This is a genomic window from Bradyrhizobium sp. USDA 4502 (assembly GCF_054063355.1).
Genome location: NZ_JBSSGF010000001.1, coordinates 6,563,422 through 6,583,777, shown reverse-complemented (window position 1 = coordinate 6,583,777; position 20,356 = coordinate 6,563,422). Strand labels below are relative to the sequence as shown.

The window sequence follows — 20,356 nt, the reverse complement described above, 5'->3', positions numbered from 1 at the left end:
CGACGGCAGGCTTCTACGAAAAATCCGCCCGTGGCCCGACGTTGCGCGGCATCAGGCTTTCCTCGATCGCCTTGATCTGCAATGCGAGATAGCGCGAGTTGATGCGGCATTGCGCGAGGCTGCCGGCGATGAACCAGAGGCCGGGCTGCGGCGTGCGGCTGTACATGTTGCGCAGCTCCTGGCCGTCGCCAAAGCCCCAGATCGGGCCGACGCGCGCGGCCATCGCCTCGCCGAACAGCTTCTTCACCAGCTCTTCCTGCGGCCGGTAGCCGGTCGCGAGTACGATCAGGTCGGCCTCAACCGTCTCGCCGTTCTTCAGCCGCGCGCCCTCGCTCACGAAGGTCTCGATGTCGGCGAATTGCTGCAGGGCGACCGCGCCGCTCGCGACCAGATCGGAGCAGCCGACGTTGAAGTAATAGCCGCCGCCGCGGGTCAGGTATTTGAACTGCCAGCCGGTGCCGCCATCGCCGAAATCAAGCTTGAAGCCCTTGCGCGCAAGGCCGTCGAGCAGCGGCTTGTCGAGTTGCTTCGACTGCTCGGTCATCAGCACATGACTGCGTTTGGCGAGCGCGAGCGGCATCGAGGTCGTGATCAGATCATTATCCTCGAGCGTACCTTCATTGTAGGCGGCATAGGCAAGCTGCGCCGACGGCTCGATATTGGTGATCAGCGTCGAGGAGCGCTGTACCAGCGTGACCTCGGCGCCCGAGGAATGCAGGTCCTGCGCGATGTCGTGGCCGCTGTTGCCGGTGCCGATCACGAGCGCGCGCTTGCCGGTCCAGTTCTCGCCGTCCTCGTAGCGGCTGGAATGCATGACTTTGCCGCGAAAAATTCTTCAAACCGGGGATATCGGGCAGATTGGGGATGCCGCTGACGCCGGTTGCCATCACCACATGGCGCGGCTGCATCTTGCGGGTCGTGCCGTCGGCGCGGCGCAACTCGACGGTCCAACGCCCCGTTGCGTCGTCATAGCTGCCGCCGACAAATTCCGTGCCGGTCCAGAAGTTCAGCTCCATCGCATCAACATAGGATTCGAACCAGTTGGCGAGCTTGTCCTTCGGGATGTAGGTCGGCCAGTTCGGCGGGAATGGCATGTAGGGCAGGTGATTGACCTGTACCTGGTTGTGCAGGGTCAGCGCGTGATAGCGCTTGCGCCAATTGTCGCCGACGCGCGCCTCGCGGTCGACGATCAGCGCGTCGATCTTGAGCTGCTGCAGCCGCGCGGCGATCGCAAGCCCGGCCTGTCCGCCGCCGACCACCAGCACATCAGGGTTGCGGTCGGCATATTCGGCGGATGCCTTGCGCAGGTCGAGCCAGTTGGGGCCGCGGAAGTCGCGCGAATAGGACTTCCCGCGCGGCCTGGTGTGGCCCTGCTGCTCCTCAAAACCCTTCAGCTCCTCGAGCGCCGTCAGCAAGGTCCAGGCCTTCAGGCGATCGTCGTCGGCGGCATCAGGGATCAGCCGCACGATGCCATGGCCGCGGCCAACCGCCGTCTCGAATTTGAAGATCGCCTCGATGGCGTTGGTGCCGGCGCGCGTCACCCGGCGCGGCGCCGCGCGCTCGGCATCGATGCGGAAGTCATGCGGCGCGCTGTGACGCGCATGCGCCGGCAGCTCCTCGATGATTGCGAAGGCCCGGTTGACGGTCTGGATGTTCCAGCTCAGCGCCAGCACGTCGCGCCAGTAGCTGTCGGGATGGAACAGTGGCTTCAGCAGCACATCGTCCGGGCTCGCCAGCGCATCTTCGAACTGCACAAGCCAATTGTCGGCGGCGACCGAAATATCGTCCGTCTTGTCGAGCATTGAGCGTTTCTCGCCATCGGCCCGCCTTGCTGATATTTTCTTGGCGGCGTTCCCTTTCCGCAAAGCCTATACCCATTCGAAGGCACGCAGAAAGGGCGCGACGGGATAGCGCCTATTCGGCCAGCGACAGGATCAGGCCTTGATCCGGCGGAACGCGGCCTTGCAGGGTATCGAGATAGGCCTCGCGCACCGCGGCCGGGCCGCGCCGCTCAACCACGTCAAGCCAATTCGGCAGATGCGGCACGAGCTCGGCCCAGGCGGCGCCAAAACGCTGGTCGATGCCGCCCGGTCCCCATTCCTTGGCGCGCTTGCGGATCTGGTCCGGGGCGAAGAACCAGACCGGCTTGGCGCCGGGCAGCGTCGGCTCCTCCGGCTCGCTGGCACGGTGCGTCAGCCCGACCCGGCCGGAATAGACCATCTGCGCGCCGAAGTGCCGGTGCAGACTTCCGCGCAGCGCGCTGTTGCCGGCCATGTCGACATAGGCGACAGGCTCGGCCGACGGGATCGCGGTGACCTGGTCATAGGTGACGACCTCGTCGTAGCAGCCGAGCGAGCTGACGAAATCGACATTGCCCCTGGAGGTCAGCCCGATCACCGGGACACCCCGCTTGTGCACGAGATGGGCGAGCCCGAACGCGGTCTTGCTCGAGGCCGACGACAGGATGACGCGGCGTGCGCCGTAGAACGCATTCTCGGCCAGGAAGTCGTCGACCAGGAAGGATAGCATGAACAGCGGCAGCATCAGCGCCCGGTAGTCACCTTGCCGGCCGGCATAGGTCGGATCGCCGGAGACCCGGGCATAGGCGTTGTAGACCGGCGAGACCTCCTGCCGGTGCGCGGCGCCGTCGCGCAGGCCGCGCTTGCTGACGTCGGTAGCCTTGATCACCAGATGGGTCGCCATCGGGAAATAGCCGAACAGCGTTTCGCCGGCCGCGATCATCGGATGTTTCGAGACCAGCACCTCGCCAAAGCCCCACACCGGGACGATGCCGTAGCCTTCGGGCGCCGGGAACAGCTGCCAGTATTTCAGCTGCTCGCCGATCACGGCGTAGGTGATGTTGTTGGCGGTGAAGGCGAAGCGGGTCACCTTCACCAGCAGCGCATCGGCCGGCAGCGCCGCGGCATCGGGCAACTGCGTCTCGATCACCTTGCACTGCTGCAGATCGTTGCGGATGACGATGAAGTCGGTCGAGTTCATGGCGGTGATCCGGGCTCAGGATGTGCCGGCATCGTTGCGTCGATTGCCGGCCGTTTGCAACAGCAACTAAGTTTCAAACGCCGTTCGCTTCGCCGTCACATCGTTCAGCCGAGCCGTCCTTCGCGGTAGAGGTCGCGCAGCTTGCGCTTGAAGATCTTGCCGGTGGCTTCCCGCGGCAGCGCGTCCATGAAGCGGATCTCCTTCGGCACCTTGAAATTGGCCAGCTTGTCGCGGAGGAAATCCTGGATCGCCGCAACCGAAAGCGTGCTGCCGGCTTCCGGCTCGACGCAGGCGAACAGCCGCTCGCCATATTCGTCGTCGGGAACGCCGAACACCGCGCAGTCGCGGACGCCTGCCATGCCGATCAGGGCATTCTCGATCTCGGCGGGATAGATGTTGACGCCGCCCGAGATCACCATGTCGCGCTTGCGGTCGCACAGGAACAGATAGCCGTCCGCGTCGAGATAGCCGACATCGCCGACGCTGATCAGGCCGTCGTGATCGGCCTCGGCGCGCGCCTTGGCATTGCCGTGATAGTCGAAATCCGAGGTCGCGGTCTGACGCATGAAGATCTCGCCGGGCTCGCCGACGTCGCATGGCGTCCCGTCGGGCCGGAAGATCTTGACGATGCCGCCCTCGATCGCGCGGCCAACGGTGCCGGGCTTGGCCAGCGCTTCGGCTGACGAATGCCAGACCGGGATGCCGGTCTCGGTCGAGCCGAGATATTCGTTGATGACCGGTCCCCACCACTCGATCATCGCGCGCTTGACGTCGACAGGGCAGGGCGCCGCGCCATGGACGATGAAGCGCAGCGACGACAGGTCGTAGCGGCGCCGCGTCTCCTCGGGCAGGCGCAGCAGCCGCACGAACATGGTCGGCACCATATGCATGTGGGTGACATGGTGGCGCTCGATCAGTTGCAGCAGATCCTCCGGATCGAAGCGCGGCTCGAGCACGATCACGCAGCCGTTGCGGAACGCGAGCATCCCGTAGGAGTGCGGCGCCGAATGATACATCGGGCCGTTCATCAGGATCACCTGATCCTCGTTCGGCTTGACGCCGTAGGTGATGGCACCGACCCGCGCGGCTGCCGCCTGCTGCTCGGGCCGCATCGGCTTGCGCTTGACGCCCTTCGGCAGTCCGGTGGTGCCCGACGTGTAGAACATCGGCGCCGCGCCGATCGGCGCGTCGGTCAGCGGTTGGTGCGTCTCCCGCCAGACGTCCCAGTCGGTCATGCCGTCAGGCACGCGGGTGAGCGCCGGCGCCACGCCGTAGGCCGCGGCGATCTCCGGTGGCGTCGTCACCACCAGCAGCTTGATTGCCGGCGGCAGCCCGTCGCGGATCTGCGGCAGCAGATCGGCGTGGCAGACCAGCGTGTCGGCGCCGCTGTCGGACAGGATGTAGGCGACCTCGTCGGCCTTCAGATGCCAGTTGATCGGTACCACCGGGCTGCCGAGCGCGGCCGAGGCCGCGACCACCTCGAACAGCGCGAAATCGTTGCGCAGCATCATGCCGACCGGCTTGCCGCCCTGCACGCCTAGCGTCCGGAAGCCGCTGGTCGCCCGCGCGATGCGAGCGTGAATGTCGCCGTAGCTGATCTGTCTGTCGCCGCTGATGATCATGTCGCGCCTCGTCTCCTAGCGATCGTCCAGGATCTCGCCGAAGCTGATCCAGCTCTTGCCGTTGAACCGGCGCAGCCGCAACTGCTGGAACGGCAGGTAGTCGTCCGGCCCGGTCGACACCGTCATGCCCGGCAACAATAGCGGCAGCGGAACGTCGCGCAATGACGCCGCCTGGCGCATGATGTTCTCGCGGCTGAAATCGTTCTTGGAGGCCTTCAGCACGGCCACCAGCAGCGTCGCATAGTGATAGCCCGCCGAGTAGTTCGAGTTGCTGAGGTCCGCATTGGGCAGGTACTGCTTCATGAAGGCGAGATAGTCCTTCACGGCGGGATCATCGGCCCATTGCGCATCCATCGTGTCCTTCTGGTTGCTGGACGAGATCAGGCCGACCGCGTTCTCGAGCCCGGCGGGCTCCAGGAACGAGATCGACGACGCGGAGGTCGGTACGAAGAACAGGTCCGGCTTCCAGCCGATCTCGGCCACGCCCTTGATCATCTGCGGCGTGAACTTGCCGAGCACGACACCGAACAGCACATCGGCACCGGACGCCTTCAGGGTCGCGAGCTGCGAGCTGATGGTGGGCGCTGAGGTCTCGTAGCTCGCTTCCGCGACGATCATGCTCGCGGCCTTGCCGCCGAGCGCACGCTTGAAGCCGGCGACATAGTCGCGGCCGAAATCGTCGTTCTGCGCAAGGATCGCGATCTTTGCGTCGGGCTTGGCCTGCAGCACATATTTGGCATAGACCACGCCCTCAGATTCGTAGGACGCCATGCCTGGCATGGTCCACGGATAGGTCTTCGGGTCGGCCCATTTGGTCGCGCCGCTCAGCACGAACAATTGCGGGATCTTCTTGCTGTTGAGATAGCGGTGCACGGCGTTGTTGGTGGCGGTTCCGAGCGAGCCGAACATCATCAGCACCTCCTCCTGCTCCACCAGCTTGCGGGTCTGCTCGACGGTCTTCGGCGGCGAATAGGCGTCGTCCAACGTGATGAATTTCACCTGCCGGCCGTTGATGCCGCCCTCCGCGTTGACCTTCGCGAAAAACGCTTCCTGGGCGCGGCCGATGGTGCCGAAGCCGGAGACCGGTCCGCTATAGGGCAGCGTCTGGCCGATTCGGATCGCTTCGTTGCCGTTGTCGGCGGCGGCCGTGCCGGCGATCGCGCAGACCGCAAGCGCGGCTGCCAGCGCGTGTTGCGCTCGTTTCATGGTTCACTCCCGGACTTTGTGAAACAGCGTCAGGCGCTGGTGCGCAGAAAGTCGCTGCGCGCCGCGGCGAACTCGGACTTGAGCCGCGCCACCAGTTCGGCGACCGGCGGGGCGTCGGTGATCTGGCCGATGCCCTGGCCCGAGCCCCAGATGTCGCGCCAAGCCTTGGCCTTCATGTTGCCGCCGGAGCCGAAGTTCATGCTGGATTTGTCGGCGACCGGCAGGTTGCCCGGATCGAGGCCTGCCGCCGCGATCGACGGTCCGAGATAGTTGCCGTGCACGCCGGTGAACAGGTTCGAATAGATGATGTCGTGCGCGGCGTATTCGGTCAGCGCCTGCTTGTACCTGATATCCGCGTTGGCTTCCGCGGTCGCGATGAAGCGGGTGCCGATATAGGCGAGGTCGGCGCCGAGCGCGAGCGCGGATGCGATGCTCCAGCCGTCGGAGATCGCGCCCGACAGCAGGATCGTGCCCTTGAACCATTGCTTGACCTCGCGCACCAGCGCGAACGGCGACAGCGTGCCGGCATGGCCGCCCGCGCCGGCGCAGACCAGGATCAGGCCGTCGACGCCCTGCTCGGCGGCCTTGCGCGCGTGCTTTACATTGATGACGTCGTGGAACACCACGCCGCCATAGGAGTGCGCGGCCTCGACGATTTCGGACGGCGGGCGCAGCGAGGTGATGATCACGGGCACCTTGTGCTTCACGCAGGTTTCCATGTCGCGCATCAGGCGGTCGTTGGAGGCGTGGCAGATTTGGTTGACGGCGTAGGGCGCGACCTTCGTCTCCGGATGCAGCGCCTGGTACTCGCCGAGCTCGTTCTCGATCTGGGTCAGCCATTCGTCGAGCTTTTCGGCCGGGCGGGCGTTCAGCGCCGGGAACGAGCCGACGATGCCGGCCTTGCACTGCGCGATCACGAGCTCGGGCCCCGAGACGATGAACAGCGGGGAGCCGACGACCGGCAGTTCAAGCTTGTTGGCGAGCGAAGCGGGCAGCGACATTTTCGGATCCTCCATGCGCGTCGCCCGGCCGGCGGTCGGGGCGGATCGCGATTTGTTATGATGACTGGAGCGGCGGCTCTCTTGGCGCGGCAATATAAGGCTGGACGGCTCGGTCATGGCGTTCAATATTGAACATCGGATCGACCAGAAATGAACGATGTCGCAGAAAGGGGAGCGGCATGGACTGGGAGCTTTGCAAGACATTCGTCGCGGTGGCGGAGACACGCAGCCTCGCCGGGGCGGCAAGGCGGCTGCGCATCAGCCACCCCACCGTCGGTCGCAACGTCGCGGCGCTCGAGCAGCAACTCGGCACCCGCCTGTTCGCGCGTTCCAATGACGGTCTGTCGCTGACATCGCAGGGCCGCAAATTCCGCGAGCATGCCGAAGCGATGGCCGCGGCGGCTTTGCGCGCGGAGGCGGCCGCGTCCGCTACCGGCGGGCAGGCGCGCGGCGTCGTGAAGCTGTCGATCGGCGCGACGCTGGCCGCGCATTGGCTGATGCCGCGCCTCGGCCCGTTCCTGCGCGATCACGCCAACATCCAGCTCGAGATCATCACCCACCCGTTCCCGGCCAGCGTGCGCCGCCGCGAGGCCGACGTGGTGCTAAGGCCGGTCGATGCGGGCGAGGAGAACCTGATCGGGCGCAAGATCGGGCGGCTCGGCACCGGCTTCTACGCTTCCCGCGACTATGCGGCAGGCCGCAAGCTGCCGGAGCGGCGGGACGAGTGGCGGGGCCACCATGTGATCGGCTTTGCCGACCAGGCCTCGAACGCGCATCTGGCGCGCTGGAGCGACGTCATCACCCGACAGGGCACGCTGGTGATGCGCTGTTCATCGCAGGGCGACATGCTCGCGGCGGCGCGGGCCGGGCTCGGGATTTGCGCGCTGTCCTGCCTGGTCGGGGCCGACTACCCCGATCTGGTGCGGGTCGCGCCGCAAAAGCTCTCGAGCCTTTCCGATCTCTGGCTGCTCGCCCATCCCGATCTGGTCGAGCTTCCCGCGGTGCGCGCCGTCATCGGCTTCGTCACCGACTGCGCGCGCGAGGATCGCGTCAGGCTGCGCGGCTAGAGCGTTTTCGAGCGAAGTGGATACCGGTTCGCGTGAAGAAAACGCGTCAAAACAAGAATCTAGAGCGCCGTTCCGATTCCATCGGAACGGGAAACGCTCTAGGTCGCGTTGTCAGGCACGCGCCCGCAACAGCGTCACTGCGAGCAGAAGGAAGGCCGCGCAGGTCCACAGCGACTGCCAGTTCTCCGCCCCTTCGTTGAATCCTGTGTAGATCGCCGTTGCAATGAAAATGCCGGCAAAGATCGACTCCGCCAGTGGTCGGATTCCCTTCGTGGGAGGATTGAGCAGCGTCACGGCAGCAAAGGGCACCGCCGCCATGGTGAGAGGCGCGAAGGGAAAGTCAATGAAGCGCGGGTCGAACACGAGACCGATTGCGGTCGCCGTGCCGATCACGACGGTGATCATCAAGGCCAGTCCGTGCAGGGTCGCCAGCACCGATTCAGTGTGATGGCCCTTCGGACCCAACACTTCGAAAAAGCTGGGCGGTGCGCGGCCCGACATCAGGGCGTTGGCGCTCAACACGGGCGAAGCCGTGGCCGCCACCAGCAGCGAGCCCCAGACAAGCCAGCCTCCCGTTCCGTAGCTTTCATAGACCAATCTCTGCTCGGCGACGCCAAACAGGATGCCAGCCGTGGTCGCCGATAGCGCGACTGCAGGCCACGACGCGAATGCGGGCTTTCTCGGCTTGCGGCGTAAGGTCAGCCATGCCGCGCCGAAGACGAGGATCGCCATGCCCATTCCGCTGACCATTTGCAGCTTCCAGAGCGGAAAATTGCTGACCGGTTGGCCCGGCGGATATTTCGGCATGCGCTGCTCGGAATCGAACAGGCCCCAGGAGCCGCCGACCGTGCCCTCGATCTCCCGCTTCCAGCCTTCATCATAGGCCTCGAACAGGTTGACGCGGAAATGCTGGCGCCGGGCAAGGTCGAGGACCTCCGAAACCACTCGCGCCTGATTGATGCGGGACGGCAGCGCGGACTCGCGCATGCGCCCCTCGCTGGGCCAGCCGATTTCTCCGATAAAGATTTCCTTGCCTGGAAAAGCCGCGGCGATCTGCCGGCGCATCTCGTCGGCGTGAGCGGCGGCATCTTCCGCCCGGATTGGAACATTTTCCCAATAGGGCAGGATGTGAACCGTGACGAAGTCGACGGCGTCAGAAAGCTCGCGATTGCTCAGCCAGAATTCCCAGACGTCGGCGTAGGTGACGGGCACGGAGACCTGCGCCTTGATCGAGCGGATCGTGGCGGCAAGGTCGGAAGCCGACATTTCCTTGCGCAGCAAGACCTCGTTGCCGACCACGAGCGCGATGATGGTTTCCGGATATTCCTGGGCGAGGCGGATCGCGGTGGCGACCTGCGTTGCATTCTTCTTGCGGTCCCGATCGAGGAAGATGCCCTGGATGACCTTCAGCCCCGCCTTGGCCGCGAGTGCGGGAATCTGATCGAGACCGAGATCGGTCGCATAGGTGCGGATGCAGTCGGATATCTTCGCGAGTTGCGCGAGGTCTTCCGCGATCTGTTCCGGCGAGACCTGTGTCGCCGGCGAAAGCGATGTCTGATTGTTACGGAACGGCGCGTACGAGATGCATTGCACCTTGTCGTTCGGATCGATCGGCGCGCGCGGCAGGTTGACCGGGATGCCGAGCCACCACCACGCCGCGGCGATCGCGCCCAGGGATAACGAGAGAAGCGTCAGCGGGATACGGAGAGAAATCAGGTCCGTCTCCTTGCAATAAGGACGTGCTGCGCGTGCAAAATGGGCGAGGCCGGCAAATTGAAAAACTATATGTCTGCTGATTCTATATCACGCGATCACGCAGTTGGTGTGTTTTTCTCCACGACTACTTTGCACCGGCGATCACGCCCTCGCGATTTCTGAGCACGCGATAATATGCCCACCACAGATGCGCTGCGGCGCCGCGCAGCGGACGCCACGGCTCCGCAAGCGGCGCCATCTGCTTCGGCGTCGGCCGCTCCTTCAAGCCGAGCCCGACCTTGACCGCTTCCTGTACGGCGAGGTCGCCCGCGGGCCAGGCATCGCCATGGCCGAGGCAGAACAGCAGATAGACATCAGCGGTCCACGGGCCGATTCCGGGTAGCGCGGTCAGCGTGTTGTGCGCCGCATCGGCCTCCTCATTGGCAAGGACGTCGAGGTTCAGCCGCTCCTCGGCGAGCTCGCGCGCGATGTGCTTCAGCGTCTTGATCTTGGCCGCCGACAGCCCGAGCCGGCCGAGCCGGTCGGCCCGCGCGTTGCGGATCGCGTCATGGTGGAACGGGTCGAACGCCGTGCTGACGCGCCCCCAGATCGCCGCCGCACTCGCGGTCGAGAGCTGCTGGCCGCAGATGATCGCGGCAAGCCCGGCAAATCCGGGCTCGCGCTGCCGGATCGCCGGCATGCCGGTCAGCTCCAGGATCGGGCGCAGGCGGCGGTCCTGGTCGACCAGTTTGTGGATCGCGTCGTCGAGGTCGGCCTGGGTTTCGAGGTGAATCAGCATTTGCGGGGTCTGCATCGGCTTGTCAGGCGCGGGCTTGACCCGCGCATCGATCTCCTATCGTAACAGAGTCTTGTCCGGGCGCATGAACCAGAGTCGCCGGGGCAAGTCCGGCAATGACGCGTGACCGATGACCATGCCACCCGTTTTCCGCTTCGCGCCGAGTCCGAACGGCTACCTGCATCTCGGCCACGCCTATTCGGCGCTCCTCAACCACGACCTCGCGCGGCAGTCGGGCGGACGCTTGCTGCTGCGGATCGAGGACATCGACGCGACGCGCTGCCGGCCGGAATTCGAGCAGGCGATCTACGAGGATCTGGCCTGGCTCGGCATCGCCTGGAAGACCCCGGTGCGGCGGCAGTCCGAGCATTTTGCCGCCTATCGCGCGGCGATCGACCGCCTGTCGGCCGATGGGCTGGTCTATCCGAGCTTCGAAAGCCGGGCCGAGATCGCCCGGCTGGTCGCGGAGCGCGAGGCCGGGGGCGCATGGCCGCGCGATCCGGACGGCGCGCCGCTCTATCCAGGGCCAGCCAAATCGCTGTCGGCCGAGGCGCGCGACTGGCTGATCGGGCAGGGCGCGCCGTTCGCGTTGCGGCTCGATATGGGCGCAGCCCGCGCGCGCGCCGGCGAGCTGCGCTGGCGGGAAGCGGGCGAGGGGCCGGCTGGCGAGAGCGGAGACGTCGTGGCCCGGCCTGAGGCCTGGGGCGACGTGATCCTGGCGCGCAAGGAGACCCCAACCAGCTACCATCTCTCGGTCGTGATCGATGACGCCCTGCAGGGCGTTACCGATGTCGTCAGGGGCGTTGACCTGTTCTGGTCGACCAGCGTGCATCGGCTGTTGCAGGAACTGCTCGGCCTGCCCGCGCCAAACTACCGGCACCACCGGCTGATCCGAGACGCGGCCGGCCAAAAGCTGTCGAAATCGACCCAGGCGACCGGACTGCGCGAATTGCGGGCGGCTGGGGCGAGCCCGGCCGGTATCCGCCGCCTGGTCGGTTTGCAGTAGATTTTGGCCATTTGATCGCATCATGGCGTTTTGCGCAGGCGCGCCGTAAACGTCGCCGTGACTCCGGCCCGCCTGGCATGCCATGTTGTTGACCGGGGCGGGGATCACGGAGACCATGGCGTCAAAATCGCGCGCACGGCGCAGCAAGCGGCCATCCAAAAGGACGCCGCCGAAGGCGCGCGCCGCCAAACCGCGTGCTGCCAAGACACGAACTGCCAAAACACGAACTGCCAAGACAGGTGCCGCCAAGACGCGAACGGCCAAGGCCCGCGCCGCCAAGGTGGCCGCCAGGCCGCGCCGCAAGCGGGCCGTGCCGAAGCCGGCCCCGAAGGCCGGTCCCGGCATGGTCGATACTGCACTTGCCGCCTTTGCCCATGAGGTGCGGACGCCGCTCACCGGAATCCTTGCGATCAGCAATCTGCTCGCGACATCCGATCTCGGCGAGCGCGAGCGGCGCTGGGTCGATACCATCAAGGCCGGCGCCGAGCATCTGGCGAGCCTTGCGACCCTGTTCGTCGACGCCGCCCGGAGCGAGGGGCCGGGGCTCGAGATCCGGCAGGATTTCTTCGACCTGCGCACGCTGGCGCGTCACGCAGCGGATTCGCTCGCCGGCCGCGCGGCGGCCAAGGGGCTGCAGGCTTCCGTCGAGGTCTCCGACCAGTTGCCTGCCTTCGCGGTCGGCGATCCCGTCCGCCTGCGCGCGGCGCTGGAAAATCTGATCGACAACGCGGTGAAGTTCACCGAGCAGGGCAGCATTGAGCTGCGTATCGTGCCGGTGGGCGCGGTGAAGGGAAGGTCCGGCGACAAGATCGGCGTCGCGTTCGCGATCTCCGACAGCGGGATCGGCCTGACGCTATCGGAGGTCAAGCGCCTGTTCCGGCCGTTCTCGCAGGCCAACGTCTCGATCGCCGCGCGGTTCGGCGGCGCCGGGCTCGGCCTGTCGTCCGTCAGGCAGCTCGCGCGCGCCATGGGCGGCGACATCGTCGCGGACCGGCGCGCCGGCGGGGGCACCACCTTCACGCTCAAGGTGGAACTGGCGCCCGCCGAAGGGCCGGCCGGCACCGCCTCCGGCGAGAGCGCGGCGGCGCTGCTGTCGCAAGGGCTGCGGCTGCTCAGTGTCGAGGACAATCCGTTCGGTCGCGTCGTGCTCAACACGATCCTGACCGAACTCGGTCACCACGCCGAATTCGTCGGTCAGGGCGAGGCCGCGCCCGACCGGCTCGTGCAGGGCGCCTTCGACGCCGTGCTGATGGACATGGTGCTGCCCGGCATCGGCGGCATCGAGGCGATCAAGCGCATCCGCGCGCTGCCGCCGCCGCACGGCCGCATCGTGATTGTCGGGATTTCCGGCCGGGCCGAGGACGAGGCCGCAGCGCGCGCTGCCGGCGCCGACGGCTTCCTGGTCAAGCCTGTGTCCCCGCGGGCGCTCGCGACTGCGCTGCATGAAGCGACACGCCGTGCGGCAACCGCGACTTGATGATCGCCGCGTTCAACTCGCCGCCGAACACGAAGATCGCGGCGATGAAATACAGGAACACCAGTGCGATCACCACCGAGGCCAGCCCCGCATACATCGTGACGTAGTTGTTGGCGAAGCGTGCGAGGTACATGCCGAAGCCGATGCCCGAGAGCAGCGAGGCCACCATGGTGAAGATGATGCCGGGCAGGATTTGCGTGAAGCTGCGACGGCCCGCCGGCAGCCAGGCGTGCAGGATGAAAAGCGCGACGACCAGCGCCAGGATCGTGACGCCGTAACGGGCGGTGTTGAGCAGGCTCTCGTTCGATTCGACGAAGAACGGGATATAGCGCCGCGCCGCCTCGATGATCAGCGGTCCGAGCACGATCAGGAAAGCCATCGCGAGCGAGGTGAACGCCGCGACCAGCGTGTAGCCGATCGACTCCAGCCGCAGCCAGTACCAGCGCCGCGGCTCGATCACGGCGTAGGCGCGGTTCAGCGCCACCCGCAGCGCCTCGACGCCGTTGGAGGCGAAGTAGACCGCGAGCACCGCGCCGATGGTCAGGATGTCGCCGCGGGTGTTGGTCAGCACGTCGTGGATCTGGCCGGACAGCGCCTCGGCGACCTGTTGCGGCCAGACCTGCAGCATCAGCCCGACCGCCTGGTCGGCGAGTTGCTTGGAGCCGAAGAAGCCGGCCACCGAGGTCAGCACGATCAGGAACGGAAACAGCGCCATCAGCGTCGACAGCGCGATGTGGCTCGCGATCGCCCAGCCGTCGTCGGCGAGGAACGTGTAAAAGGCATCCATCACGACGTGGGTGACGTAACGAAGCTGCTTCACATTCCACCCGGCATTGTCGAAAACCGCTCGGCCCGAGAACGGACCCAGCATCTGATATTACGCGCTGAAAAGCCAGTTGGTTGCATGGCCGGGCTGTGTGGAAGTCCGCGTCCTGCGGTGTTATGTACCGCAAATGACATCTCTCCTCAGCACGATCATTCTTCCCATCGCCGTCGGCGCCGTCGCGCTGGTCCTCCTGCTCGGCCTCATCAACATGATGAAGGGCGGCTCGCCGAACACGTCGCAAAAGCTGATGCGGCTGCGCGTGCTGCTGCAGTTCGTCGCCATTGTCATCGCGATGCTCGCGGTCTGGGCGATGGGGCGCTAGGTGAGGTAGATTTGTCGGGCTATTCTCCACCTCTCCCGATCGGAGTGGTGGACTCGAACATCGAACACCGGAGCCTGCCATGGTCGTTCTCAATCGGATCTACACGCGCACCGGCGATGACGGCACCACCGCGCTCGGCTCCGGCGAGCGGCGGCCGAAATACGATCTGCGCATTGCCGCCTATGGCACGGTCGACGAGACCAATGCCGCGATCGGCGTGGTGCGGCTGCATCTTGCCGGCAGCCCCGCGGTCGATGCGATGCTGGGCCGGATCCAGAACGATCTGTTCGATCTCGGCGCCGACCTCGCGGTGCCCGAGCGCGAGGGCAAGGCCGAACGTCTGCGGATGCTGGCAAGCCAGGTCGAGCGGCTCGAGCGCGATATCGACAGCCTGAACGACCAGCTCGCGCCGCTAACCTCGTTCGTGCTGCCCGGTGGCACGCCCGCCTCTGCCTATCTGCATCTCGCCCGGACGATATGTCGCCGCGCGGAACGGATGATGGTGGAACTCGCCGCCCAACCCGATGAGCCGGTCAATCAGGCTGGCATCCAGTATATGAACCGCCTGTCGGATTTCCTGTTCGTTGCCAGCCGCTTCCAGAACAATAAGGGAGCGGGAGACGTGTTGTGGGTGCCGGGCCAGAACCGCTAAACTGGTTCAAAACCGGGGGACGGTTTTTTGGCTTTGGCGCGTTGACCGGGAGAAACGGGACCTTTAGGTTCCGCGCCAGCCAACCGAAACCCATAAAATCAAAGCGAAAGAGGATCGATGAAGGTTCTTGTGCCGGTAAAGCGGGTCGTCGACTACAACGTCAAGGTCCGCGTCAAGAGTGACGGGACGGGCGTGGAGCTCGCCAACGTCAAGATGTCGATGAACCCGTTCGACGAAATCGCCGTCGAGGAAGCGCTGCGGCTGAAGGAAGCCGGCAAGGCGACCGAAGTGGTGGTGGTGTCGATCGGACCCGCGCAGGCCTCCGAGACCATTCGCACCGGACTTGCGATGGGCGCCGACCGCGGCATCCTGGTCAAGGCCGAAGGCAATGTTGAACCGCTCGCTGTTGCCAAGATCCTGAAGGCGGTGGTTGAAGCGGAGCAGCCCGGCCTCGTCATTCTCGGCAAGCAGGCGATCGACGACGACTCGAACCAGACCGGCCAGATGCTGGCCGCGCTGCTCGGCTGGTCGCAGGCGACCTTCGCCTCCAAGCTCGAGGTCGAAGGATCCGACTTCAAGGTCACCCGCGAAGTCGACGGCGGCCTGCAGACCATCAAGCTCAAGGGCCCGGCGATCGTCACCACCGACCTGCGCCTGAACGAGCCGCGCTATGCGTCGCTGCCCAACATCATGAAGGCGAAGAAGAAGCCGATCGACGACAAGAGCGTCGCTGACTACGGCGTCGATGTGACGCCGCGTCTGGAAGTGCTGAAGACCGCGGAACCGGCAGGCCGCAAGGCGGGCGTCAAGGTCAAGGACGTCGCCGAACTCGTGAACAAGCTCAAGACCGAAGCCGGGGTTCTCTGATGACGACGCTGTTGATTGCTGAACACGACCACGAGACGCTGAAGGACGCGACCAACAAGGCGCTGACCGCGGCGACCCAGCTCGGCGGCGATGTCCATGTGCTGGTTGCCGGTGGTGGCCAGGGCACCAAGGCGGCGGCGGAAGCAGCCGCCAAGCTTGCCGGCGTCACCAAGGTGCTGGTGGCCGAAGGCCCCGCCTATGAGCACGACCTTGCCGAGCCGCTGGCTGCGCTGATCGTCGCGCTGGCTCCCGGCTATGACGCGTTCGTCGCGCCCGCGACCTCGCGCTTCAAGAACGTGATGCCGCGCGTCGCAGCGCTGCTCGACGTCATGCAGGTCTCCGAGATCATCAAGGTCGTCGCCCCCGACACCTTCGAGCGGCCGATCTATGCCGGCAACGCGATCCAGACCGTGAAGTCGAAGGACGCCAAGAAGGTGATCACGGTGCGCACCTCGACCTTCGCCGCCGCCGGCGAAGGCGGCAGCGCTGCGATCGAGAACGCCGCATCGGCCGCCGATCCGGGCCTGTCGACGTTCGTCGGCGAGGAAGTCGCCAAGAGCGACCGCCCCGAGCTGACCTCGGCCAAGATCATCGTCTCGGGCGGCCGTGCCATGCAGAGCCGCGAGAACTTCGCCAAGTATATCGAGCCGCTCGCTGACAAGTTAGGGGCCGGCGTCGGCGCCTCGCGCGCCGCGGTCGATGCCGGCTATGCGCCGAACGACTGGCAGGTTGGCCAGACCGGCAAGGTGGTGGCCCCGGAACTTTATGTCGCGGTCGGCATCTCCGGCGCGATCCAGCATCTGGCCGGCATGAAGGACTCCAAGGTGATCGTCGCCATCAACAAGGATGAGGACGCGCCGATCTTCCAGGTCGCCGATTACGGCCTGGTCGCCGACCTCTACCAGGCGGTTCCGGAGCTCACCGAAGCGCTCGGCAAGCTCGGAAAGTAAGCGACAAGACACCGGCCGGATGGGTAAGCTCAGGCCGGTGTTATTATTTTCGAGGCAATGATCCGGAAACGTTTTTCCGAAAGGATCATGCTCGACAGGGGAAATGGGACCCGGATGTGATGACCTGTCATCACATCCGGGTCCCGGGAAACGTTTTCCGGCGGATTGGGCAACCCGGAAGGCTTTACTTCGGGTATCGTTGGAATTGGGCAGGCGCGATGTGCGCGCCGTTCCGGTGGATGACAAGATGACGGTGGCAATCAAAAAGGTCGGCGTGATCGGTTCGGGTCAGATGGGCAATGGCATTGCCCATGTGGCGGCGCTGGCCGGCTTCGACGTGGTGCTCAATGACGTGTCCGGCGACCGGCTGAAGTCGGCGCTGGCGACCATCAACGGCAATCTGACCCGGCAGGTCGCGAAGAAGGCGATCAGCGAGAGCGACCGCAAGCAGGCGCTCGACCGCATCGCCTCCGCCGAGTCGCTCGACGCGCTCGCCGATTGCGATCTCGTGATCGAGACCGCGATCGAGAAGGAAGAGACCAAGCGCAAGATCTTCCACGAGGTCTGTGCGGTACTGAAGCCGGAGGCGATCGTCGCGACCAACTCGTCGTCGATCTCGATCACAAGGCTCGCCGCCTCGACCGACCGCCCGGAGAAGTTCATCGGCATTCATTTCATGAATCCGGTGCCGGCGATGGAACTGGTCGAGTTGATCCGCGGCATCGCCACCGACGACATGACCTTCGACACCGCCAAGGCGTTCGTCGCCAAGCTCGGCAAACAGGTCGCGGTGTCGGAAGATTTCCCCGCCTTCATCGTCAACCGCATCCTGTTGCCGATGATCAACGAGGCGATCTACACGCTGTATGAAGGCGTCGGTAACGTCGAGGCGATCGATGCCGCGATGAAGCTCGGCGCGCACCATCCGATGGGCCCGCTCGAGCTCGCCGATTTCATCGGCCTCGACACCTGCCTGTCGATCATGCAGGTGCTGCACGAGGGGCTGGCCGACTCCAAGTACCGGCCGTGTCCGCTGCTGGTGAAGTATGTCGAGGCCGGCTGGCTCGGACGCAAGAGCCAGCGCGGCTTCTACGACTATCGCGGCGACAAGCCGATCCCGACGCGGTAATCATCGCGTCTTCAGATCAGTGCCCGCAGCAGCGCAAGCGTCGCCGGCACGAGACCGACGATCATCGTCACACCCGCGCCAAGTCCGAGCAGATGCGCGGTCAGCGCAAGGCGCTGGCTCTGCGCGTGAGACGTCATTGCAGCGCCGCGCAGGCGCGCTTCAGCCGCCTTGCGGCCTCCTCGATGATGGCTGACGGGTTAGCGAAGCTGAGGCGGATATAGGGCGACAGCCCGAGATCCTCGCCGGGAAACACCACCACATCGGCCGCCTCGAGCAGATAGGCCGAGAAATCGCGGTCGGTCCGGATCACTCTGCCGTCGGGCGCGCGCTTTCCGATCACGCCGGCGCAACTGACCAGCAGATAGAACGTGCCCTCAGGCGGCGTGCAGGAGAGCCCGGCGCATTCGTTCACGAGTTCGGCAAAGCGGTCACGCTTGGCGCGAAGGATGGCGGCACGCTCGAGCAGCACATCCTGCGCGCCGTCGAGCGCGGCAACCGCCGCGGCCTGGCTGATCGACGATGCGCCGGACGTGGTCTGCGACTGGATCGTGATCATCTCGCGGATCAGCGCCGCGGGTCCGGCGGCATAACCGATGCGCCAACCCATCATTGCATAGGTCTTGGCGAGGCCGCTGACGGTCAGCGTCCGCGGCTTCAGGCGCGGCTCGATTTCCGCAAGCGTCGGCGCCGGAGATCCGTTGAACACGATGTGCTCGTAGAGCCCGTCGGCCAGCACCCAGATGTCCGGATGCCGCAGCAGGACCGCGGCGATCTCGGACAGATCATCACGCGAATACAGCGCGCCGGATGGGTTGACCGGATTGTTGACGATGATCCAGCGGGTTCGCGCCGAGATCGCCGCCTGCAAATCCTCCGCGCGCAGCTTGAAGCCGTTGTTCTGCGCACACGGCACCACCACCGGCGCCGCGCCGGCCAGCCGCACCTGATCGAGATAGGGCGCCCAATACGGCGCGGGGATGATCACCTCGTCGTCGGGCGCCAGGGTCGCCAGCAGCGCGTTGAACAGCGCCTGCGTCGAGCCGTTGGTGATGACGATCTCGTCCAGACCATAGTCGAGATGATGGTCGCGCAGCAGCGCGGCCCGCACCGCCCGCTTCAGTTCCGGCGTGCCGTCGACATCGGTGTAACGGGTCTCGCCGCGCAATGCCGCTGCATGCGCCGCCGCGATCACATGGTCCGGTGTCGGGAAGTCCAGATTGCCCGACGACAGCTCGATGATGTCGCGCCCGGCAGCTCGCAGTTCGCGGGCGCGGCGGCGCAGCACCGATGCGGGCGATGCCGTGATGCCGCTCATGCGCGGCGAGAGGGTCGGTGCAGCGGTCATCGGACGTACTGCGCCTCGCCGTTGCCGAACGACCAGTTCTCGGGGAGCACCTCGACCAGGTTGATGAAGATGTCCTCGGCGCGCAGGCCGGGGCTTTCGGTCAGCCGTTCGGCGATCCGTCGATAGAGCTTCTGCTTCTGCGCCACCGGGCGGGTGTTGCTGACCGTGATCTGAATGATGATCAGGTCAGCGCTGCGCCTGATGCCGAGATAGCCGGCGCCATAGATGAAATCGCCGTCGTCGTGCTCGGAGATCGTCATGAAACGATCGCCTTCCGGCACGTCGAAGGTCTCGCGCATGGCGCGATAAAGGCTTTCGAGAACGGCCTTGCGGTAGGCGGCGGGCTTGCCCCGTCGCAATGAAACGCGGGTCAGCGGCATGATGGTGGCTCTCCTGGTGGCGTCACGGGCCGCCGATCCTAGGGGCTCCTTGTTCATTGAAAAACGGTATGATAAAGCATTTCAATGATTTCATATTTAAATGAATGACCATGAAGGCGCTCGACCTCGAGGCGGTCCAGGCGTTCGTCCTGGTGGCCGATCTCAGCAGCTTCACGCGCGCGGCGCAGGCGATGGAGACCACACAGTCCGCGGTCAGCCTGAAGATCAGGCGTCTGGAAGACGGCCTCGGCCGGCGGTTGCTGGAGCGAACGCCGCGGCTGGTTCGGCTGTCAGCTGAAGGTGCCGCCTTCCTCGGCGCCGCGCGCAATCTAGTGGCCGCGCATCAATCGGCGATCAGCTCGTTTGCCGTCGAGCATCGGCGGCTGGTCGTCGGCATCAGCCACCACATCGTCGGCTCGGAACTCGCCTCGCTGCTGAAGCGGATGAACAGCACCGATCCCGGGCTGGTGATCCAGCTGCACGTCGACACGTCGCGTTCGGTGCTTAGCGCATTCGACGACGGCAGGCTCGATGCTGCGATCGTGCTCCGCCACGACGCCAAGCGCCGCGATGGCGACGTGCTGTTCGAAGAGCCGTTCGGCTGGATGGCCGCGCCTGATTTTCACCATCGGCCGGGCGAGCCGTTGCGCCTCGCGACGCAAGCCGAGCCGTGCAGCGTGCGTGCCATGGCGGTTGAAGCGCTCGACGCCGCCGGCATCGCCTGGACCGAGGCGTTCGTCGGCGGCGGGCTGTCGACGATCGGAGCTGCGATCTCCGCAGGCCTTGCGGTCGCAGCGCTGGCGCGCCGCGTCGCGCCCGCGGATACCGTCGACCTCGGGCCAAAGCTTGGCCTGCCGCCACTGCCGTCTCGCGACGTCATGCTTCACTCAAAACTGTCCGATGCGCGGACACGGCAAGCGCTGCGCACCCTCGGCGCGGCCTTCGCGGCGAACACGGCCTGAGACGCGGATCATCGCGCTAGCGGGAATTTCGAGGCCGATGCGTCAGCCTGACG

Annotated in this window: 19 protein-coding genes and 1 pseudogene; 9 read left to right on the top strand and 11 right to left on the bottom strand. The window is 65.6% G+C overall.

Annotated features, from left to right (window positions below; genetic code table 11):
* Positions 1-13: 13 nt before the first annotated feature.
* The 5 genes and pseudogenes from ACVW1B_RS30795 to ACVW1B_RS30775 form a co-directional block, all read right to left on the bottom strand.
* Positions 14-1,802 (bottom strand): annotated as a pseudogene (locus ACVW1B_RS30795) (flavin-containing monooxygenase).
* Positions 1,803-1,914: 112 nt separating this feature from the next.
* Positions 1,915-3,000, bottom strand: a complete 1,086-nt coding sequence (locus ACVW1B_RS30790; protein ID WP_253606620.1) for a DUF2855 family protein — start codon at positions 2,998-3,000, stop codon at positions 1,915-1,917.
* A 104-nt stretch (positions 3,001-3,104) separates the two neighbouring features.
* On the bottom strand, positions 3,105-4,622 hold the full coding sequence (locus ACVW1B_RS30785; protein ID WP_253606621.1) for an acyl-CoA synthetase: 1,518 nt from the start codon (positions 4,620-4,622) through the stop codon (positions 3,105-3,107).
* A 15-nt stretch (positions 4,623-4,637) separates the two neighbouring features.
* Complete coding sequence (locus tag ACVW1B_RS30780) at positions 4,638-5,828, bottom strand: ABC transporter substrate-binding protein (protein WP_253606623.1); 1,191 nt, start codon at positions 5,826-5,828, stop codon at positions 4,638-4,640.
* A gap of 29 nt (positions 5,829-5,857) precedes the next feature.
* Complete coding sequence (locus ACVW1B_RS30775) at positions 5,858-6,829, bottom strand: NAD(P)H-dependent flavin oxidoreductase (protein WP_253606625.1); 972 nt, start codon at positions 6,827-6,829, stop codon at positions 5,858-5,860.
* A gap of 179 nt (positions 6,830-7,008) precedes the next feature.
* Here ACVW1B_RS30775 and ACVW1B_RS30770 point away from each other — a divergent pair, with 179 nt between their 5' ends.
* Positions 7,009-7,896, top strand: coding sequence for a LysR family transcriptional regulator (locus ACVW1B_RS30770; RefSeq protein WP_092080497.1), 888 nt, complete (start codon positions 7,009-7,011; stop codon positions 7,894-7,896).
* 111 nt (positions 7,897-8,007) lie between these two features.
* On the opposite strand, the gene ACVW1B_RS30765 is transcribed toward ACVW1B_RS30770, so the two are convergent.
* Positions 8,008-9,570, bottom strand: coding sequence for a glycoside hydrolase family 17 protein (locus tag ACVW1B_RS30765; protein WP_253609877.1), 1,563 nt, complete (start codon positions 9,568-9,570; stop codon positions 8,008-8,010).
* A gap of 166 nt (positions 9,571-9,736) precedes the next feature.
* Positions 9,737-10,390, bottom strand: a complete 654-nt coding sequence (locus tag ACVW1B_RS30760; RefSeq protein ID WP_253609878.1) for a DNA-3-methyladenine glycosylase family protein — start codon at positions 10,388-10,390, stop codon at positions 9,737-9,739.
* A 133-nt stretch (positions 10,391-10,523) separates the two neighbouring features.
* Here ACVW1B_RS30760 and gluQRS point away from each other — a divergent pair, with 133 nt between their 5' ends.
* Both gluQRS and ACVW1B_RS30750 read left to right on the top strand, forming a co-directional pair.
* The gene (gene gluQRS, locus ACVW1B_RS30755; protein ID WP_253609879.1) at positions 10,524-11,393 is read left to right on the top strand and encodes a tRNA glutamyl-Q(34) synthetase GluQRS; all 870 of its coding nucleotides are present in this window, start codon (positions 10,524-10,526) and stop codon (positions 11,391-11,393) included.
* 115 nt (positions 11,394-11,508) lie between these two features.
* Positions 11,509-12,870, top strand: a complete 1,362-nt coding sequence (locus tag ACVW1B_RS30750) for an ATP-binding protein (RefSeq protein WP_253606627.1) — start codon at positions 11,509-11,511, stop codon at positions 12,868-12,870.
* On the opposite strand, the gene ACVW1B_RS30745 is transcribed toward ACVW1B_RS30750, so the two are convergent.
* Positions 12,797-13,657 carry a YihY/virulence factor BrkB family protein gene (locus ACVW1B_RS30745; RefSeq protein ID WP_370143883.1) on the bottom strand — a complete coding sequence of 287 codons (861 nt, stop codon included), beginning with the start codon at positions 13,655-13,657 and terminating at the stop codon, positions 12,797-12,799. The two genes, ACVW1B_RS30750 and ACVW1B_RS30745, sit on opposite strands and share 74 nt — an antisense overlap.
* A gap of 166 nt (positions 13,658-13,823) precedes the next feature.
* Between ACVW1B_RS30745 and ACVW1B_RS30740 the strand changes: the two genes are divergently transcribed.
* The 5 genes from ACVW1B_RS30740 to ACVW1B_RS30720 all read left to right on the top strand — a co-directional run bounded on the left by ACVW1B_RS30740 (position 13,824) and on the right by ACVW1B_RS30720 (position 17,616).
* Complete coding sequence (locus ACVW1B_RS30740) at positions 13,824-14,018, top strand: twin transmembrane helix small protein (protein ID WP_028340366.1); 195 nt, start codon at positions 13,824-13,826, stop codon at positions 14,016-14,018.
* 79 nt (positions 14,019-14,097) lie between these two features.
* Positions 14,098-14,670, top strand: coding sequence for a cob(I)yrinic acid a,c-diamide adenosyltransferase (locus tag ACVW1B_RS30735; protein ID WP_092080510.1), 573 nt, complete (start codon positions 14,098-14,100; stop codon positions 14,668-14,670).
* A gap of 117 nt (positions 14,671-14,787) precedes the next feature.
* Complete coding sequence (locus ACVW1B_RS30730; protein WP_016845285.1) at positions 14,788-15,537, top strand: electron transfer flavoprotein subunit beta/FixA family protein; 750 nt, start codon at positions 14,788-14,790, stop codon at positions 15,535-15,537.
* Complete coding sequence (locus ACVW1B_RS30725) at positions 15,537-16,487, top strand: electron transfer flavoprotein subunit alpha/FixB family protein (protein WP_253606629.1); 951 nt, start codon at positions 15,537-15,539, stop codon at positions 16,485-16,487. The genes ACVW1B_RS30730 and ACVW1B_RS30725 overlap by 1 nt, the downstream gene beginning before the upstream one ends.
* A 247-nt stretch (positions 16,488-16,734) precedes the next feature.
* A complete protein-coding gene (locus ACVW1B_RS30720) occupies positions 16,735-17,616 on the top strand; it encodes a 3-hydroxybutyryl-CoA dehydrogenase (protein ID WP_076827506.1) in 882 nt (293 codons plus the stop codon).
* Between the two features lie 11 nt (positions 17,617-17,627).
* Here ACVW1B_RS30720 and ACVW1B_RS30715 read toward each other — a convergent pair whose 3' ends face one another.
* Genes ACVW1B_RS30715 through ACVW1B_RS30705 form a run of 3 tightly spaced genes read right to left on the bottom strand, consistent with a single transcriptional unit; the run spans position 17,628 to position 19,341 of the window.
* Positions 17,628-17,753: a hypothetical protein gene (locus ACVW1B_RS30715; RefSeq protein WP_256558630.1), complete on the bottom strand. Its 126-nt coding sequence runs from the start codon at positions 17,751-17,753 to the stop codon at positions 17,628-17,630.
* Complete coding sequence (locus tag ACVW1B_RS30710) at positions 17,750-18,961, bottom strand: pyridoxal phosphate-dependent aminotransferase (protein ID WP_253606631.1); 1,212 nt, start codon at positions 18,959-18,961, stop codon at positions 17,750-17,752. Before ACVW1B_RS30710 ends, ACVW1B_RS30715 begins: the two co-directional genes overlap by 4 nt.
* On the bottom strand, positions 18,958-19,341 hold the full coding sequence (locus tag ACVW1B_RS30705) for a tautomerase family protein (RefSeq protein WP_253606633.1): 384 nt from the start codon (positions 19,339-19,341) through the stop codon (positions 18,958-18,960). The genes ACVW1B_RS30710 and ACVW1B_RS30705 overlap by 4 nt, the downstream gene beginning before the upstream one ends.
* Positions 19,342-19,451: 110 nt before the next feature.
* Between ACVW1B_RS30705 and ACVW1B_RS30700 the strand changes: the two genes are divergently transcribed.
* A complete protein-coding gene (locus ACVW1B_RS30700) occupies positions 19,452-20,303 on the top strand; it encodes a LysR substrate-binding domain-containing protein (RefSeq protein ID WP_375167049.1) in 852 nt (283 codons plus the stop codon).
* Positions 20,304-20,356 lie beyond the last annotated feature (53 nt).

Excerpts from the sequence above, each read along its gene's own strand:
- ACVW1B_RS30790 (WP_253606620.1), bottom strand. The coding sequence starts at position 3,000 with ATGAACTCGACCGACTTCATCGTCATCCGCAACGATCTGCAGCAGTGC.
- ACVW1B_RS30785 (WP_253606621.1), bottom strand. The coding sequence starts at position 4,622 with ATGATCATCAGCGGCGACAGACAGATCAGCTACGGCGACATTCACGCT.
- ACVW1B_RS30780 (WP_253606623.1), bottom strand. The coding sequence starts at position 5,828 with ATGAAACGAGCGCAACACGCGCTGGCAGCCGCGCTTGCGGTCTGCGCG.
- ACVW1B_RS30775 (WP_253606625.1), bottom strand. The coding sequence starts at position 6,829 with ATGTCGCTGCCCGCTTCGCTCGCCAACAAGCTTGAACTGCCGGTCGTC.
- ACVW1B_RS30770 (WP_092080497.1), top strand. The coding sequence starts at position 7,009 with ATGGACTGGGAGCTTTGCAAGACATTCGTCGCGGTGGCGGAGACACGC.
- ACVW1B_RS30760 (WP_253609878.1), bottom strand. The coding sequence starts at position 10,390 with ATGCTGATTCACCTCGAAACCCAGGCCGACCTCGACGACGCGATCCAC.
- gluQRS (WP_253609879.1), top strand. The coding sequence starts at position 10,524 with ATGCCACCCGTTTTCCGCTTCGCGCCGAGTCCGAACGGCTACCTGCAT.
- ACVW1B_RS30750 (WP_253606627.1), top strand. The coding sequence starts at position 11,509 with ATGGCGTCAAAATCGCGCGCACGGCGCAGCAAGCGGCCATCCAAAAGG.
- ACVW1B_RS30745 (WP_370143883.1), bottom strand. The coding sequence starts at position 13,657 with ATGGATGCCTTTTACACGTTCCTCGCCGACGACGGCTGGGCGATCGCG.
- ACVW1B_RS30740 (WP_028340366.1), top strand. The coding sequence starts at position 13,824 with ATGACATCTCTCCTCAGCACGATCATTCTTCCCATCGCCGTCGGCGCC.
- ACVW1B_RS30735 (WP_092080510.1), top strand. The coding sequence starts at position 14,098 with ATGGTCGTTCTCAATCGGATCTACACGCGCACCGGCGATGACGGCACC.
- ACVW1B_RS30730 (WP_016845285.1), top strand. The coding sequence starts at position 14,788 with ATGAAGGTTCTTGTGCCGGTAAAGCGGGTCGTCGACTACAACGTCAAG.
- ACVW1B_RS30725 (WP_253606629.1), top strand. The coding sequence starts at position 15,537 with ATGACGACGCTGTTGATTGCTGAACACGACCACGAGACGCTGAAGGAC.
- ACVW1B_RS30720 (WP_076827506.1), top strand. The coding sequence starts at position 16,735 with ATGACGGTGGCAATCAAAAAGGTCGGCGTGATCGGTTCGGGTCAGATG.
- ACVW1B_RS30715 (WP_256558630.1), bottom strand. The coding sequence starts at position 17,753 with ATGACGTCTCACGCGCAGAGCCAGCGCCTTGCGCTGACCGCGCATCTG.
- ACVW1B_RS30710 (WP_253606631.1), bottom strand. The coding sequence starts at position 18,961 with ATGACCGCTGCACCGACCCTCTCGCCGCGCATGAGCGGCATCACGGCA.
- ACVW1B_RS30705 (WP_253606633.1), bottom strand. The coding sequence starts at position 19,341 with ATGCCGCTGACCCGCGTTTCATTGCGACGGGGCAAGCCCGCCGCCTAC.
- ACVW1B_RS30700 (WP_375167049.1), top strand. The coding sequence starts at position 19,452 with ATGAAGGCGCTCGACCTCGAGGCGGTCCAGGCGTTCGTCCTGGTGGCC.